Below are 14,761 nucleotides of genomic sequence, written 5' to 3'. Positions count from 1 at the left end.
GGTCAGCCGCCGGGGTCCGGTGTGCGGACCTCGGCGGCGCCCGAGCCCAATCTATTTACCGTCGCCTATCCAATCAAGGTCTGCGCCCGCCCGTCATCCCGGATCGGCGCCCGCGCCGCCGCGCAGTGGTTGCCAGCCGTCGCGATAGCGGACACCGCCGGGTCGCAGCCGGATCCGGTCGTGCGGCGTACCGGGGACCGGCTCGGTCCGGATCGTCTGCGGCCGGTCCACGACGACGCAGACCTCCTCCCCCGGCCACCACCAGCCGCAGGAGCGGGCCAGGTCGGCCCAGGTGTCGAGGTGCCCGGCCTCCTCCGGCCCGTACCGGGCGAGGCCGAGCCGGCGCAGCACGTCGTAGTAGGCGATCCAGGACGCGTCCTGCTGCCCGTACCAGCACACGGGCACCGGGCCGTCGTTCGCGAGCGCCCCACGCACCGGCAGGTAGAACCCGTGCGCGAGGCTCCGGTGCAGCGCCGCCCGTACCCCCTGGTGCAGCACGACCGCGAGCGGTACGCCGCTGTCCAGCGCCCGCAGCGGCGCCAGCTCGGGCCACGGCTCCTTGGCCTTGCCCGTACGCGCGGGTGACAGCTCGGGATCGGTGTGCACGACGCCCGCGCTCAGCGCGCCCCGGAGCTGGGAGACGATCATGGCGATGTCGCTCGCCAGCAGGGGTGTCCGGGCCGGCCGTGCCGCCCGGATGCGTTCGTGGAGGTGGTCGAGTGTGGGCCAGCCGCCGACCAGCGGCATCGCCTCGTCCGGCGAGTCGACCCACTCGAACCGGGGCCGCGGCCGCGACGCCCTCGCGTAGAGGGCGGTCAGGCAGCGCTCGGCAGCCGGTCGGTCGGCCGGTTGCGTGGACAGGGCGTGGTCGAGCCATTCCTGGCGGATCCGGACGGCCTGCTGCCACAGGTCGTGCGGGGTCTTCGCGGCGCCGTCGCGCCGCGTGGGGGCGCTCATCGCGCCGGGGCGTCGCCGCCCTTCCGGTTGGAGATCATGGAACGACTCTGACCCATGTCGCGGCACCGCTCAAGCGAATTCCGGTCCTCTCCGGTCATCCGCACGTGGCCCGGCACGGTGCTTCCCGGCCATATAGTGACCCTCGTGGACAGTGACCGTCTGACCCGCCCCCCTGTCATCACCGCGCAGATGCTCATCCGCCGGCCCGCCGCCGAGGTCTTCCAGGCGTTCGCCGACCCGGCCGTGACCACGAAGTTCTGGTTCACCAGGAGCAGTGGCCGGCTGGAACCCGGCGCCGTCGTGACCTGGGACTGGGAGATGTACGGCGTCTCCACCGTCGTGACCGTCAAGGACGTGGAGGAGAACCGCCGAATCCTGGCCGAGTGGGATCCGGAGTCCCCCACCCAGGTCGAGTGGCGGTTCCTGCCGGGCGAGGGCGACACCACGCTGGTCCGGGTCACCGAGACCGGCTTCGCCGGGACCGCCGACCAGGCCGTCAGCAAGGCGATCGACTCGATGGGCGGGTTCACCATGGTCCTCTGCGCCTGCAAGGCGCTGCTGGAGCAGGGTGTGCTGCTGAACGCCGTCGGAGACGCCCACCCGGCGGGCTTCGAGGACTGACCGCAGCCGCCGGCCCGGCAGTCCGGTCAGGCGCCGGCGACCGGCACCGGCGCGAACAGGGGTGGTGCCGGGTCGGCGGCCCGGATCGCGCCCACGAGCTGCGCCAGCTGCGGATAGTCGCCGCGGGCCGCGCGGAGGAGGTGGTCCGCGTCGGCGTGGTTGCCGAGGTACGACTCGGCGGCCGCCCGCAGAAGGAGCGCGACGGCACAGAGGTCGGCCGGTTCGCTACCGGGGCGGACGTCGAGAAGCAGCGATCGCGCATCCTCGGGCCGCTGGTTGAGCAGATGAGCCAGACTCATCGCGATCCGGGCGGAGAACGCGTGCGGCTGTGTCCGGGCGGCGATCCCGGCCAGTTCCGAGATCTCCCGCACCTCCCGGCGTGCCACCGGCGAACCGGTCACCACCGCGGCGTACAGGTACCACAACCCGAACTGGACGCTCAGCGTCTGACCGATGGCCGCGGCAGCCGCGGGATCGGTGCTGCCCGCGCGAGCCAGCGCCGCGAGCCGCTCGGCCTCCTCGACCAGTTCCGCCGACTGCGTGTGTGCCGTGCTCAGTCTCCGCTGGTAGGCAGCGAGGGCCAGGAGCGGATCGCTGCCGGCGCGGGCCTGAATCCCGGCCCGGTGGACGACACCACCCGCTCGGACGACCGCCCGCAGTGCCCTGACCACCTCCTCCTGGTAGTAGCCCGCCCGCAGCGCATCACGGGCGGCGGCCGGAGCCCGGAGCCAGCGGAGCAGGTTGTGGCCGTCGCTGCGGGTCGAACGCCCCGGAACGAGGTTGGTCAGGCCGAGCAGCGCCCCGACGAACGCGGCGCCGAACAACGTCAACCGCGTCAAGGCCGTACCGGTGTACCCGGACGCGACGACGAGTGCCGTCGCGGCGCACAGGTTGGCCAGCGGGCCACCGAGGTAGAACAGCACCATCCGCAGCGGTAACGCCGTCGTCGACGGCGAAGGCCGGACCGACACCTCGTTGCGCCAACCGTTGAAGGGCGCGATACGGACCGCGACGACCGGCAGACCCAGCAGCTTCGCCACGACCAGGTGCCCGCACTCGTGCAGGACGAGGTGCAGCCACAACGACAGGCAGGTCAGGCCGGCGGCGATGATCGCACCCGTCACGGACTCGGTGACGAGCAGCGCGAACGCCGTCGCCTCCACCGCCAGGAGGAGTGGCACGGCGACCAGCCGACGGCGGAGCTTCACCGGGAGATGGTACGGCCGGACGGGCGGCCGCAGGGGTACACGCGCCCTCGCCCCGGCATCACCGCAGCCCGACGGTACGGCCGTAAAAGCCGCAGCCCGGGCTGGACGACGTGTCGTAGGCTTCGCCGGTGCTTGAGGTGTCGGGGGACTTCGAAATCCATGTGACGGCCCAGCCCTACGACGCGGAGAGGCTGTCCGCCCTCGCCGCGCGGCACGGGCTGAAGTTCGTCCACATCGTCCTCGACCGGGGTGCCTACGCCTCCCAGCCGATGGTCACGCTGACCGGGCGGGGCACGCACGCCGAGCAGCAGGCCGTGGCGGAGCGCCTGCAGGGCGAGGTGGAGGCGTCCGGGATCCACGTGTGCCGCACGAAGATCGAAGTGGCGCCGTGGGCTGCCGGTGTGCCGAAGTCGGACGAGGAGGCCGCGGCGGAGCCGGCCGCCCGCTACTTCGAGCATCACGTCAAACTGCTGCTGGCCGGACCGACGGTCGCGCGGACACTGGCGCTCACCGGCCTGGTCGAGCCGCACGGGGCACGGCTGTCCCGCAACGCGCGCCGGGTACGCGCCGACGGTGTGCAGGAGCGGTTCGTCACCCAGCGCTGCTACCGCGTCGGGCTCGCCACGGCCGGGCAGCGCCTGGAGGCCCTCGTCGCGGCCGTGTCCGCCGCCGGCTTCGAGATCGCCGAGGTGGAGCAGGAGTACGTGGTGTTCGACAGCGGACCGGTCCGCGACCTCGGCTGGCTGGACCCGTCCGGAAGCCCGGAGGAGACGCGGCCGAACGACTGGGTGACGAGGCGCGAGAACGCCATGCGGTCCGCGCCCGCACGGTCCCGGGGTTTCCCGCCGACCTACCAGCCGCTGCCCGCCGACGCTCCCGTCCGCCAGAGCGCCGCGTTCGATCCCGCTCTGAAGCACTATCCGAACGCGTACCGTGCCGGTGAGCCGGACTTCCTGGTGCCCGAGACCGGCCGGCGGTGGAGCGCCGCCCGGCGTACCGCGCTCATCGGTGTGCTGGCGGCGATCGCGGCGGCCCCCGTGGGCCGTCACCTGGTGCTGCGGGGCAGTGCGCTGATGCCGGTCCAGGTCGGCGCCGCCGCACGTGAGCCCGGCGATCTGGACTTCGTCGTCGTCCCGCACACGGTCACCAGCGGCAGCGACGAGGCCCGTACGCTGCTCGACGCCGTCAAGGCCGCCGTCTGGAGCGTGCCGGACGCCGGCCTGCGCCCGGACCGGATCAGCGAGGCGGCCATCTGGACGTACGAGCGGGCCGACGGCCGCCGCCTCGTCGTCCCGTTCGGCATCGCCGGAGCGCCGGACGGCCACGTACAGATCGATGTCGTCTTCGGCGAGGAGCTGCCGCTCCCGCCGGAGACGGTGATGCTCCCCGGTGTCGCCGCCGCGGTGCTCGCCGCGCCCGCCGCGCTGGCGCTCGCCTGGAAGCTGCTGTGGCTGGCCACCGACGCGTACGCGCAGGGCAAGGACCTGTACGACGCGGTCCTGCTGGCCGAGACCACGAGCGTGGACCGGGACCTCGTCCGCCGTCTGATGCGGCCGGAGCTGGGTGCCGAGGCGGACGGCTTCAGCGCCGAGGACGTGCTGACGTGGAGCATCGACTGGGACAACTTCGTCGACGAGTACCCGGGGATCGAGGGAACCGGAGAGGAGTGGACGAGGCGGCTGGCTCTGGCCCTCGAACGCGCCTGGGGATAGCCCGAGTCAGCCGAGCCGGCCGGACTCCGCGATGAGTTCGGCTGCCTCCGCCGGTCTGAGCTGGTACATCCGATCGGATGCGGAACACCCGACCGCCAGGAGGGACGAGAACCATGACCGTCGTCGACACCACTCCCCCGCCCGTCGCACGCGGGTTGCACCGGACGCTGTGGGCGCTGCAGGGCGTCCTCGGAGTCTTCCTCATCGTCGCCTCCGCCGGTCCCAAGCTGTTCGGCGAGGCCAACGCGGTCCAGACCTTCGAGGACATGGGCGCCGCGCCCTGGTTCCGTTATCTCGTCGGCCTGCTGGAGCTGGCCGGTGGCATCGGGCTGCTGGTGCCGCGGCTCGCCGGGCTGGCCGCCGTCGGGCTCGCGCTGCTCATGGTCGGCGCCGCGATCACCCAGGCGTTCATCCTGGACGGCGGCGCGTTGGTGCTCACGCCCGTGGTGCTGTTCGCGTTGTTCGTGTTCATCGCGTGGGGCCGCCGCCACTCGATACGCCGGCTGCTCAAGCGCTGAGCTGGGGGGTGCGCCGGCCGATCCGTCAGGGCGTCCAGCGCACCCCCGGGTTCACCCGCCCGAACCAGTCGAAGAGGGCCATGTTGTCCCACCCGTTCCCGGTGCCGTTGATGTCCGCCGGGTCCCAGCCGTTGCCGGGGACGGCGTACCAGGTGGGTTCCCAGTAGAAGACCCCGATCGCGCCGGCGTTGCGGGCGGTGTTCTGGACCCAGTCGAACTCCTGGGCCTGCCCGGCCCAGGTCGCGCTGATGCCGTCGCAGGTCGCGTCACCGATGACGTTCGGCTGGCCGTCCGCGTCGTCCCGGGTGAAGGGGTACGCGGTCTCCACGATCACCACCGGCTTCCCGTAGCGGCCGCGCAGGTCGACGATGTTGTCGTAGAGGTTCGCCAGGCTGCCGTGCCACATGCAGTAGTAGGACAGCGCCGTCATGTCCCACTGCACGCCCTGGGCGCGGATGCCGTCGTAGAACCACCGGGCGTTGGCGTTGCTGTCGGCGTTCGCGGTATGGATCATCACGGGGATGCCGCCGCCGCAGGCCTTCACCGCGTTGTAGCCCTGTTTCAGCAGGCCGGCCAGCGGGCCGAAGTCGTTGTTGACGACCTTCCCCTCGTTCCACAGCATCCCGACGTTGATCTCGTTGCCGATCTGCACGCTGTCGGGCAGGGTGCCCTGTCCCCGCAGGGCGGCGCAGACGTCGTACGTGAACGCGTACACGTCGTTGCGCAGCTGGCTCAGGCTGTGCCCGGACCAGGCGGCCGGCTTGTACTGCTTGCCGGGGTCGGCCCAGGTGTCGGAGTAGTGGAAGTCGATCAGTACCTTGAGGCCCTTCGCCTTGGCCGTGCGCGCCTGGGCCAGCACCCTGCTCTTGTTGTTGTAGCCGCTGGCCGGGTTGTTCCAGACGCGCAGCCGGACGTAGTTGACGCCGACGGACTTGAGGATGTCCAGCGGATCGCGGGCGACCCCGTTGGCGTCGTGGTACTTCGCGCCCAGGTCCAGGCTGCGCTGCAACGACGAGACGTCGGCGCCCCGCATGCTGAGCATGTTCGCGGCGGCGACGGACGCGGGCGTACCCCCGAATGTGGTGGTGGCGGCGAGGACGACGGCCGTGACGGCCCCGGCCAGGGTCCGACGGCGGTGGGGTGTGGTCACGAGACTTCCTCTCAGCCGGCAGTGCAGGGGGCGCCGTTGAGCGAGAAGCCGGTCGGCGGCGCGTCGCTCGCGCTCCAGCGCCCCTGGAAGCCGAAGGTCGTGGCGCCGTTCGGCGCGATGACGCGGTTCCAGTCGGCGTTGCGGGCGGTCACGGCGGCACCGGTCTGGCCGACGGTGGCGTTCCACGCGGTGGTGACGTGCTGGTCCCCGGGGAAGCTGAAGGTGACGATCCAGCCGTCGATCGGCGCCGTCCCGGTGTTCTGGACCGTCACGGTCGCCACGAAACCGCCGGGCCACTCGGACTGGTTCCGGTAGGTCACCCGGCAGGTCGAGGGTGGCGGAGGCGGCGGCGTGGTCGTCGTGGGCAGGGTGACCGTGTTGGACGCGATCGACACGTTGCCGGCGGCGTCCCGGGCCCGCACGTAGTACAGGGTGCGCAGCGGCGTCTCCGGGGGCAGCGCGGCCGTGTACGTGGTGCCCGGCACGGTGGCCACGCGCGTCGAGGTGTACCAGCCGTCGAACCGGTAGACGTCGTACCCGAGCACGCCGGCGTCGTCGGTCGACGGCGACCAGGACAGCTTGGCGGTCGAGGCGGTCACGTCGCCGACCGTGAGGTTCTGCGGGGCGCTCGGCGGGGTGGTGTCCGGGCCGGTGTCCGTCACGGGCGTGACCACCGTCAGCGCGTCGGTGGAGGGCGAACGGCGGCCGTCGCCGTCGCGGGCCGACACCCGGAACGAGTACTGCCGGCCGGGCTGGATGTAGGTGGTGATCGTGGCGGTGGTGACGTCGCCGAGGCTGACGCCGTACACCACGTCGTCGAACGCCTGGTAGTACGTGATGTCGTACCCGACGACGGGGCAGCAGCCGCGCGTGGCGGCCGTCCAGGTGAGGGTGACCGACGTGCTCCGTACCCGGGTGGCGGTCAGGTTCGTGGGCGCGCTCGGCGGGAACGGCGTGGTGCTGGGCGTGCTCGGCGTCGACGTGGGCGGCGGCGCGGTCCCGGTCGGCTCCGCCGCGAAGGCCGCGGCGCCGCCGGGCGCCGGCGCGACCTGGGGGTACGCGGTGCCGGCGCCGGCCGACGGCGCGGCGGTCAGCGCGGTTGCGAGCACCGCCGTGGCCAGCACGGCGGCGGCCGGCAGACCCGGCCGCAGGCGGCGGAACAGCGAGGACGAACAGACGGCTGCCATACGTCGACGATGCGGTCAACCCATCGATGATCGCCAACATATCTCACGCCTCGGTCGGTGCGGCGGCCCAGCCGGTCCGTCGCGACGGCGGAAGTTCCGTCTCATTCGTCGTTTTGCGCCGCTTCTGCCGCCGATCGCCCACAATCGGGAAGACGGGGTGAGTGGCCGCGGAACGGCCACCCGCACGCACGAGAGGCCCAGACGGGAACGGCGATGGCCACCTTCGAGTACCGCTGCCGGCAAGACGGCAGCTTCGACGTCACGCTGCCGGTCGGCGCCGCGGGTCCGTCGACGGACTGTCCCCGGTGCGGGAACCCGGCGACGCGGGTGTTCGCCGCGCCCCGGCTGGGCCGCATGCCGGCGGCGCTGCGCGAGGCCATGGACCGGACCGAGCGCAGCGCGGAACAGCCGGAGGTGGTCGGGCGGGTACCCGGTCGTCGCCCGGCATGCCGCTCGACCGACCCGGCCCACGCCCGCCTGCCGCGATGGTGACCACGAGAAGGGCTCGACGCCGTGCCTGAACTGCTGTTCCCCCTCGACTCCGCCAAGAGGTTCACCGACCAGGAGAAGGTCGGGCACAACCGCTGGCATCCCGACATCCCGCCCGTGGCGACGGTACGGCCCGGACAGTCGTTCCGCGTCCACTGCCGTGAGTGGTTCGACGGCGCGATCCACAACGACGACTCCGCCGAGGACATCCGGGACGCGCCACTGACCCGGGTCCACGCGCTCAGCGGCCCGTTCGCCGTCGAGGGCGCCGAGCCGGGCGACCTGCTCATGGTCGACATCCTCGACATGGGCCCGATCCCGCAGGAGTCCGGTCCGCTGGCCGGCCAGGGCTGGGGCTACACGGGCATCTTCCCCACCGGCAACGGCGGCGGCTTCCTCACCGAGCAGTTCCCCGACGCCTACAAGGCGGTCTGGGACTTCACCGGCCGCACGGCCACCTCCCGGCACATCCCCGGGGTCTCGTTCACCGGGATCGCCCACCCGGGGCTGATGGGCACCGCCCCGTCCGCGTCGCTGCTGGCCACCTGGAACCGGCGGGAGGGTGCGCTGATCGCCACCGCGCCGGACCGGGTGCCGCCCCTGGCCCTGCCTCCCGAGCCGCAGGACGCGATCCTCGGCGGCCTCAGCGGCGCCGACTTCGACCGGGTGGCCGCGGAGGCGGCGCGCACCGCTCCGCCCCGGGAGAACGGCGGGAACCAGGACATCAAGAACTTCACAGTCGGCAGCCGGGTCTTCTACCCGGTGTACGTGCCGGGAGCCAACCTGTCCGTCGGCGACCTGCACTTCTCCCAGGGCGACGGGGAGATCACCTTCTGCGGCGCCATCGAGATGGGCGGGTTCATCGACCTGCACGTGGACCTGATCAAGAACGGCATGCAGACGTACGGCGTCGCCGAGAACGCCATCTTCATCCCGGGCGACACCCCGCCGCAGTTCTCCCGGTGGCTGGCCTTCTCCGGCATGTCCGTCACGCTCGACGGCGAACAGCGGTACCTCGACTCGCAGCTCGCGTACCAGCGCGCCTGCCTGCACGCCATCGACTACCTGACCCGGTTCGGCTACCAGCCGGAACAGGCGTACCTGCTGCTCGGTGCCGCACCCATCGAGGGCCGGCTGTCCGGCGTGGTGGACATCCCCAACTCCTGCGCGACCGTCTACCTGCCCACCGAGATCTTCGACTTCGACATCCGCCCCTCGGCCGCCGGTCCGGCCCGGATCGACCCGGGCATGGGCGCCCCGAAGGCCACGATGAGCTGAGCAGGTGACCGCGCCACCCGTTCCGGCAGGACCGGGCCGGTCAGGGGGCGGGCGGGCGCCGGAAACTCCTCGCCGCGCGGGGCGCCGGGATGTCAGCGGTACGCCGCATCGCGGCGGCGCGACCCGGCGTGTAGCCGTACTCGCGGGCGAAGGCGGAGATGAACGCGGACGGGCTGGCGTACCCGATGCGGCGGGCCACCTCGCCGACCGGCCGGGTCTCCAGCAGCGCCAGCGACGCACGCAGGCGCAGCTTCGTGCGCCACTGCGAGTACGACATGCCGAACTCGCGGTCGAAGTCGCGTTGCAGCGTCTTGACGCTGACGTGCAGGCGGTCCGCCCACTCGGCGAGCCCCGTCGTGTCACCCGGGTCGCGGGCCAGGGCCGTGGCGACCGCCAGCGCGACGCCCGTACCGCCGGCCTGCCGGTCGTCGGGGTCGGGCCGGGGGGCGAGCCCGGCCATGACGCGGCTGCGGGCGGCGGGGGCGTCGCGTTCGTCGTAGCCGGCGGTGGCGAGCGTGAGCACGAGCCGAACGGCCTCGGCGTCGATGGTGGCGACGCCGGCCCCCAGCCCGTCGAGGGCGTCGGGCACCTCGCGCAGGCAGATCCGGTAGACCGTCTGCCGGTCCGCCGCGTGCACCTCGTGGGTGACGGCCCGGTGCACCCAGAAGACCTCGTCCGGCCCGAGGAAGGTCGTGTGCGGACCGTGGCGGGCGGAGAGCAGACCGTCGGGTGACCAGTAGAACTGGTGCAGGAAGTCCTCCCGGTTCTCGGCGAACGCCAGCCGGGTCACCGACCGGTAGCGCAGGAGGAGGATGCCGTCGGGGCGGCCCAGGCCGTAGCCGAACTCCTCGCAGCTGACCGGATCCGCCGTGAACGGGCCGGTGACCATCACGCTCTGACCTCTCCCCGACATCGGTTGACCTCTCGGCGACATTCCGCCCGCAGAAGTAAGGCTAGCCTAAGCTCTGCAGCCCAGCGGGGCTGCACCTCTGTGTTGAGAACCCGAAGGAACTGGCAGATGTCCGTACGACAGCACTGGCGCGTGATCGCCGCCGCGGTGACGCTCGCCGTGGTCACCGGTTGCGGATCCGACGGCGGCGACTCCGCCGCGAAGTCCGGCGACGCCGCGACCCGCGTCTTCGCCGCCGACAACGGCGAGATCACGATCCCGGTCGACCCCAAGCGGGTCGTCGCCACCGGCTACGCCGTGCCGGTCCTGATCGAGGCGGACGCCGCACTGGTGGGGATCTCCAGCTGGAAGCGCGGCCTGGCGCTGATGACCGAGCAGGACCGGGCCACCTACGAACGGCTGCCGAAGGTCGCCGGCGAGGCCGCTGCCGAGACCAACTACGAGGCCGTCGCCGCCGCCAAGCCGGACCTCATCGTGATCGGGGTGCCGAAGCCGGCTCTCGGCAGCATCGACATGAAGCGGCTGGAGAGCATCGCGCCGGTCGTCGCGATCGGCCCCACCACGCCCGCCGCGTGGCGCGAGCTGTCCCGCCGGCAGTCCGACGCCGCCGGTCGCGGCGCGAACTTCGAGGCGGCCAAGGAGGCGTACGAGAAGAGGGCCGCGGAGCTGAAGGACAAGTACGGCGCCGCCCTCGCGGGCCTGAAGTTCGGGCACGTCGGCAGCTACGGCGAGATCGCCAAGGGCACCTTCCACCGCGAGTTCGCCGGCTCGTGGGGCACGAACATCGCCCAGGACGCGGGCGTGACCTACTACGGCGAGGTCAAGGAGAAGGGCGGCGGCGGGCTCGACGTCACCGAGTACCCGGCGATCGAGGAACTGCCCACGAGCCTCGGCGGGGCCGACGCCATCACGTACACGTTGCAGCCCGACGGCACCCCCGCCGAGGCGGTGAAGCAGGTGCTCGACTCCGCGCTGTGGAAGAACCTGCCCGCGGTCAAGGCCGGCCGGGTGTTCGGGTTGCAGTACACGGAGGCGGCGACGTACGAGTCGGCCCTCCGGACGCTCGACTCCGTCGACAAGGCATTCGCGCCGCTGCTGGCCCGATGACAGTCGACCGTCACGACCCGGCCGGCCGGGTCGCCGCCCACCACCGCGCGGGCAGTGGCACGGTCCGGATCGGCTACCCGATCGACGTACGCGAGGTCCGGGTCGTCGCCCGGCGGCGGCTGACCCCGCGCATGGTGCGGCTGACGCTCGGCGGCCCGGCCCTCGCCGGTTTCCACACCTACCAGGCGGACGACCACGTCAAGCTCGTCTTCCCGGATCCGGACGGCACCCGGCGCGATCCCGTCCCGGACGGGCGGGGCATGCTCGACTGGCCCCGCCCGCTGCCGACCACCCGCAAGTACACGGTGCGCCGCTACGATCCCGCCGCCTGCGAGATCGACCTGGACTTCGTGCTGCACGACGGCGGCGTCGCGTCGGCGTGGGCGGACGCGGTGGCGGTGGGCGACGGGGTGACGATCGCGGGCCCGCCCGGCGCGAAGGCGTTCCCGCACAGCTACGACCACTACGTCTTCGCCGTCGACGCCACCGCTCTGCCGGCCGTCGCCAGGTGGCTGGAGGAGTCCCCGGCCGACGTGTCGGCGCACGTGGTCGCCGAGGTCGACGACCCGGCCGAACGGGACTACCCGCTCGCGCACCGCGACGGCGTGGCGGTGACGTGGCTGGTGCGCGCGGCCACCGGGTCCACGCTCGCGCAGCAGGTGGGGTCGCTGCGTCTGCCGGCCGGGCGGGCGTTCCTCTTCGCGGCCGGGGAGGCGAACGACATCAGGCCGTTGCGCGCCTGGAGCGCCGGCCGCCTCGACTCACTGATCACCGGGTACTGGAAGCGCGGAGTCGCCGGGCTTGAAGACTGACCTGTCCCGCCGGGCGGCGTTCCTGCTCGTGTCCGCCGCGCTGCTCGTCGTCGCGGCGGGTGCGAGCATGGCCGTGGGCGCGCGGCCGGTCGCGCCGGCCGAGGTGTGGCGGGCGCTGACCGACTTCGCGGCCACGACGGACCATCTCGTCGTACGCGACATCCGGCTGCCCCGCACGATCCTCGGCGTCTGCGTCGGCGCCGCCCTCGGCGCCGCCGGGGTGCTGATCCAGACGCTCACCCGCAACCCGCTGGCCGAGCCGGGCATCCTCGGCGTGACAGCCGGGGCCGGCTTCGCCATCAACCTGGGCGTGCTGGCGGGCGTCGCCGGGTCGCAGGCCGGGCAGCTCGTGCTCGCGGTGGCCGGCTCCGCGCTCGCCGCCGTCGCCGTCTACGCCGTCGGGCGGACCTCACCGCTGCGGCTGGTCCTCGCCGGAGTCGCGCTGAGCTGGGTGCTGATGGGCGTCTCGCTCGGGCTGCGGCTGGGCTTCCCGGACGTCTTCGACAGGTACCGGTTCTGGTCGGTCGGGGCGCTGGCCGGCGCGGAGCGGACGCCGCTGGTGCTGCCGGTGCTGGTGACAGTCGCCGCCCTGGCCGCCGCGATGGTCGCGACCCGGCCGTTGAACGCGCTCGCCCTCGGCGAGGACGTCGCCCACTCGCTCGGCGCGCACGTGACCCGGACCCGGGTCACCGTCCTGGTGCTCGTCACGCTGCTCACCGGCGTCGCCACCGCGGTCGCCGGCCCGATCGCGTTCGTCGGGCTGATGGTTCCGCACCTGGCGCGGCGGCTCGCAGTCGACTCGATCCCGTGGATCATGGCGTACGCGATGCTGCTCGGGCCGATCCTGCTGCTCGTCGCGGACGTCGGCTCGCGGGTCCTGCTGCCCACTGGCGAGGTCCCGGTGTCGATCGTCACCGCGTTCCTGGGCGCTCCGGTGCTGATCTGGGCGGTCCGCCGCTACGGGGCGGCGGCGCTGTGAGCACGGTGAGGCTGCGGGCGGGACGCCTAGCGGTCGAGGTCGAACGGCGCTCGGCCGTCGCCTCGGCCGGGCTGCTCACGGCCGCGGCGGCCCTCGCGCTGCTGACGCTGAGCCACGGACCGGAGTGGGCGACACCGGCGGAGGTGTTCGACGCCCTGTTCCAGGGCGGCGACTCGGCCTTCGTGATCCGGGAGTGGCGGCTCCCCCGGGTGGCCGCCGCGCTGGTCTTCGGCGCCGCGCTGGGCCTGGCCGGAGCGGTCTTCCAGAACCTGACCCGCAACGCGCTGGGCAGCCCCGACGTGATCGGCCTCGACGCGGGCGCGTACACCGGCGCGCTTGTCGCGATCACCGTGCTGAACGGCACCGCCGGGCAACTCGCGGCCGGGTCGGTGGCGGGCGGGCTGCTCGCCGCCGCGCTCATCTACCTGCTGTCGCTGGACTCCGGGCTCAGCGGCGTCCGGCTGGTCGTCATCGGCATCGCCGTCAACGCGATGCTGACCGCGCTCAACTCCTGGATCGTGCTGCGGGCCGAGATCGACGTGGCGCTCGCCGCGACCGGCTGGAACGCCGGTTCACTCAACGGCGTCGACTGGGCCGAGGTGCGGCTCCCGTTCGTCGTCATCGGCCTGTTCGTCCTGCTGCTCGTCGTGGTCTCGCACGCCATGCACCAGGCGGCGCTGGGCGACGAGATCGCGCGCACCACAGGCGTACGTCTGGGCCGGCTCCGCCTGCTGCTGGTCCTGGCCGGGGTGGGCTGCACCGCGACGGTGACAGCGGTGGCCGGGCCGGTCGTGTTCATCGCGCTCGCCGCGCCCCAGATCGGCCGGCGGCTCGCGCGGGCCGCGGGTGTCCCACTGGTGCCGGCGGCGCTGACCGGCGCGGTCCTGCTGCTGGCCGCCGATCTCGTCGCGCAGATGCTGCTCGCGCCGGTCGCCCTGCCGGTCGGGGTGGTCACCACGGCGATCGGCGGTTGCTATCTGATCTGGCTGCTCGGCATGGAGGTGAAACGGCGGTGACCAGTCGTCTGATCGCGGAGGACGTCACGCTCGGCTACGGCGAGCGGGTGGTGTCGACGGGGGTGAGCCTGGCCGTGCCGGACGGCGCGTTCACGGCGATCGTCGGCCCCAACGCCTGCGGGAAGTCGACGCTGCTGAAGGCGTTCGTCCGGTTGCTCACACCGGCGTCGGGCACGGTGCGCCTCGACGGCCGGGACGTCGCCGAGCACCGGCCGAAGCCGTTCGCCCGCCAGGTCGGCTTCCTGCCCCAGGGCCTCGTCGCGCCGGAGAACATCATCGTGCGGCGGCTCGTCGCCCGGGGCCGCTACCCGCACCAGTCCCTGCTCGGCGCGGGCTCGGCCGCCGACGAGGAGGCCGTCCGGTCGGCCATGGCGGTTGCCGGCGTCACCGACCTGGCCGAGCGGCCCGTGGAGGAACTCTCCGGCGGGCAGCGGCAACGGGTCTGGATCGCCATGGTGCTGGCGCAGGAGACGCCGTACCTGCTGCTGGACGAGCCCACCACGTTCCTGGACATCACGCACCAGTACGAGCTGCTGGCGCTGTTCGCCAAGCTGCGCGACGAGGGACGCACTGTCGTCGCGGTGCTGCACGACATCAACCAGGCGTGCCGGTTCGCCGATCACATCGTGGCGATGAAGGCCGGCCGGATCGTCGCGCAGGGGCCGCCGGCCGACGTGGTGGACGCCGACCTGATGCGGGAGGTCTTCGGTCTGCCCAGCGTGGTGATGCCGAACCCGGTCACCGGCGCCCCGATGGTGGTTCCGACCGTCTAGCCGGAAGCCCTCGTCGGTATGCCAGAGTCGACCTGAGCCGGTTG

15 protein-coding genes are annotated in these 14,761 nt (G+C 72.8%); 10 read left to right on the top strand and 5 right to left on the bottom strand.

Going from position 1 to position 14,761, the window contains the following annotated elements; all coding sequences use genetic code 11:
- Window positions 1-93: 93 nt before the first annotated feature.
- On the bottom strand, window positions 94-957 hold the full coding sequence (locus tag ACN27D_RS25240) for a DUF6745 domain-containing protein (protein ID WP_421500155.1): 864 nt from the start codon (window positions 955-957) through the stop codon (window positions 94-96).
- A 189-nt stretch (window positions 958-1,146) separates the two neighbouring features.
- Here ACN27D_RS25240 and ACN27D_RS25235 point away from each other — a divergent pair, with 189 nt between their 5' ends.
- Window positions 1,147-1,578 (top strand): SRPBCC family protein, encoded by a 432-nt coding sequence (locus ACN27D_RS25235; RefSeq protein WP_175438913.1) that lies wholly within the window; start codon window positions 1,147-1,149, stop codon window positions 1,576-1,578.
- Between the two features lie 26 nt (window positions 1,579-1,604).
- On the opposite strand, the gene ACN27D_RS25230 is transcribed toward ACN27D_RS25235, so the two are convergent.
- Complete coding sequence (locus tag ACN27D_RS25230; RefSeq protein ID WP_421500154.1) at window positions 1,605-2,786, bottom strand: hypothetical protein; 1,182 nt, start codon at window positions 2,784-2,786, stop codon at window positions 1,605-1,607.
- A 128-nt stretch (window positions 2,787-2,914) separates the two neighbouring features.
- On the opposite strand from ACN27D_RS25230, the gene ACN27D_RS25225 reads away from it, so the two are divergent.
- Window positions 2,915-4,498, top strand: a complete 1,584-nt coding sequence (locus ACN27D_RS25225; RefSeq protein WP_421500153.1) for a nucleotidyl transferase AbiEii/AbiGii toxin family protein — start codon at window positions 2,915-2,917, stop codon at window positions 4,496-4,498.
- A 113-nt stretch (window positions 4,499-4,611) separates the two neighbouring features.
- Window positions 4,612-5,016, top strand: coding sequence for a DoxX family protein (locus ACN27D_RS25220; protein ID WP_120570850.1), 405 nt, complete (start codon window positions 4,612-4,614; stop codon window positions 5,014-5,016).
- A gap of 25 nt (window positions 5,017-5,041) precedes the next feature.
- On the opposite strand, the gene ACN27D_RS25215 is transcribed toward ACN27D_RS25220, so the two are convergent.
- Both ACN27D_RS25215 and ACN27D_RS25210 read right to left on the bottom strand, forming a co-directional pair.
- A complete protein-coding gene (locus ACN27D_RS25215; protein ID WP_421500152.1) occupies window positions 5,042-6,166 on the bottom strand; it encodes a glycoside hydrolase family 53 protein in 1,125 nt (374 codons plus the stop codon).
- 11 nt (window positions 6,167-6,177) lie between these two features.
- Window positions 6,178-7,353: a cellulose binding domain-containing protein gene (locus ACN27D_RS25210; RefSeq protein ID WP_421500151.1), complete on the bottom strand. Its 1,176-nt coding sequence runs from the start codon at window positions 7,351-7,353 to the stop codon at window positions 6,178-6,180.
- Window positions 7,354-7,566: 213 nt separating this feature from the next.
- Between ACN27D_RS25210 and ACN27D_RS25205 the strand changes: the two genes are divergently transcribed.
- Together ACN27D_RS25205 and fmdA are read left to right on the top strand one after the other, a co-directional pair.
- Window positions 7,567-7,845, top strand: a complete 279-nt coding sequence (locus ACN27D_RS25205; protein WP_421500150.1) for an FmdB family zinc ribbon protein — start codon at window positions 7,567-7,569, stop codon at window positions 7,843-7,845.
- A 21-nt stretch (window positions 7,846-7,866) separates the two neighbouring features.
- On the top strand, window positions 7,867-9,120 hold the full coding sequence (gene fmdA, locus ACN27D_RS25200) for a formamidase (protein WP_121684223.1): 1,254 nt from the start codon (window positions 7,867-7,869) through the stop codon (window positions 9,118-9,120).
- 40 nt (window positions 9,121-9,160) lie between these two features.
- Here fmdA and ACN27D_RS25195 read toward each other — a convergent pair whose 3' ends face one another.
- Window positions 9,161-10,033 carry a helix-turn-helix domain-containing protein gene (locus tag ACN27D_RS25195; RefSeq protein WP_120570855.1) on the bottom strand — a complete coding sequence of 291 codons (873 nt, stop codon included), beginning with the start codon at window positions 10,031-10,033 and terminating at the stop codon, window positions 9,161-9,163.
- Between the two features lie 105 nt (window positions 10,034-10,138).
- Here ACN27D_RS25195 and ACN27D_RS25190 point away from each other — a divergent pair, with 105 nt between their 5' ends.
- The 5 genes from ACN27D_RS25190 to ACN27D_RS25170 are packed head-to-tail and all read left to right on the top strand — an operon-like array spanning window position 10,139 to window position 14,717.
- A complete protein-coding gene (locus ACN27D_RS25190; protein ID WP_421500149.1) occupies window positions 10,139-11,137 on the top strand; it encodes an ABC transporter substrate-binding protein in 999 nt (332 codons plus the stop codon).
- Window positions 11,134-11,949: a siderophore-interacting protein gene (locus ACN27D_RS25185; RefSeq protein ID WP_421500148.1), complete on the top strand. Its 816-nt coding sequence runs from the start codon at window positions 11,134-11,136 to the stop codon at window positions 11,947-11,949. The genes ACN27D_RS25190 and ACN27D_RS25185 overlap by 4 nt, the downstream gene beginning before the upstream one ends.
- On the top strand, window positions 11,939-12,928 hold the full coding sequence (locus ACN27D_RS25180; RefSeq protein WP_233585420.1) for a FecCD family ABC transporter permease: 990 nt from the start codon (window positions 11,939-11,941) through the stop codon (window positions 12,926-12,928). Before ACN27D_RS25185 ends, ACN27D_RS25180 begins: the two co-directional genes overlap by 11 nt.
- Window positions 12,925-13,944 carry a FecCD family ABC transporter permease gene (locus tag ACN27D_RS25175; RefSeq protein ID WP_421500147.1) on the top strand — a complete coding sequence of 340 codons (1,020 nt, stop codon included), beginning with the start codon at window positions 12,925-12,927 and terminating at the stop codon, window positions 13,942-13,944. Before ACN27D_RS25180 ends, ACN27D_RS25175 begins: the two co-directional genes overlap by 4 nt.
- Complete coding sequence (locus tag ACN27D_RS25170; RefSeq protein WP_421500146.1) at window positions 13,941-14,717, top strand: ABC transporter ATP-binding protein; 777 nt, start codon at window positions 13,941-13,943, stop codon at window positions 14,715-14,717. The genes ACN27D_RS25175 and ACN27D_RS25170 overlap by 4 nt, the downstream gene beginning before the upstream one ends.
- Window positions 14,718-14,761 lie beyond the last annotated feature (44 nt).

Source organism: Micromonospora sp. WMMD1274 (assembly GCF_049179035.1).
Taxonomy (GTDB): Bacteria; Actinomycetota; Actinomycetes; order Mycobacteriales; family Micromonosporaceae; genus Micromonospora; species Micromonospora tulbaghiae.
This window is presented reverse-complemented; position numbering and strand designations above follow the sequence as displayed.

Excerpts from the sequence above, each read along its gene's own strand:
- ACN27D_RS25240 (WP_421500155.1), bottom strand. The coding sequence starts at position 957 with ATGAGCGCCCCCACGCGGCGCGACGGCGCCGCGAAGACCCCGCACGAC.
- ACN27D_RS25220 (WP_120570850.1), top strand. The coding sequence starts at position 4,612 with ATGACCGTCGTCGACACCACTCCCCCGCCCGTCGCACGCGGGTTGCAC.
- ACN27D_RS25210 (WP_421500151.1), bottom strand. The coding sequence starts at position 7,353 with ATGGCAGCCGTCTGTTCGTCCTCGCTGTTCCGCCGCCTGCGGCCGGGT.
- ACN27D_RS25195 (WP_120570855.1), bottom strand. The coding sequence starts at position 10,033 with ATGTCGGGGAGAGGTCAGAGCGTGATGGTCACCGGCCCGTTCACGGCG.
- ACN27D_RS25190 (WP_421500149.1), top strand. The coding sequence starts at position 10,139 with ATGTCCGTACGACAGCACTGGCGCGTGATCGCCGCCGCGGTGACGCTC.
- ACN27D_RS25185 (WP_421500148.1), top strand. The coding sequence starts at position 11,134 with ATGACAGTCGACCGTCACGACCCGGCCGGCCGGGTCGCCGCCCACCAC.
- ACN27D_RS25235 (WP_175438913.1), top strand. The coding sequence starts at position 1,147 with ATGCTCATCCGCCGGCCCGCCGCCGAGGTCTTCCAGGCGTTCGCCGAC.
- ACN27D_RS25205 (WP_421500150.1), top strand. The coding sequence starts at position 7,567 with ATGGCCACCTTCGAGTACCGCTGCCGGCAAGACGGCAGCTTCGACGTC.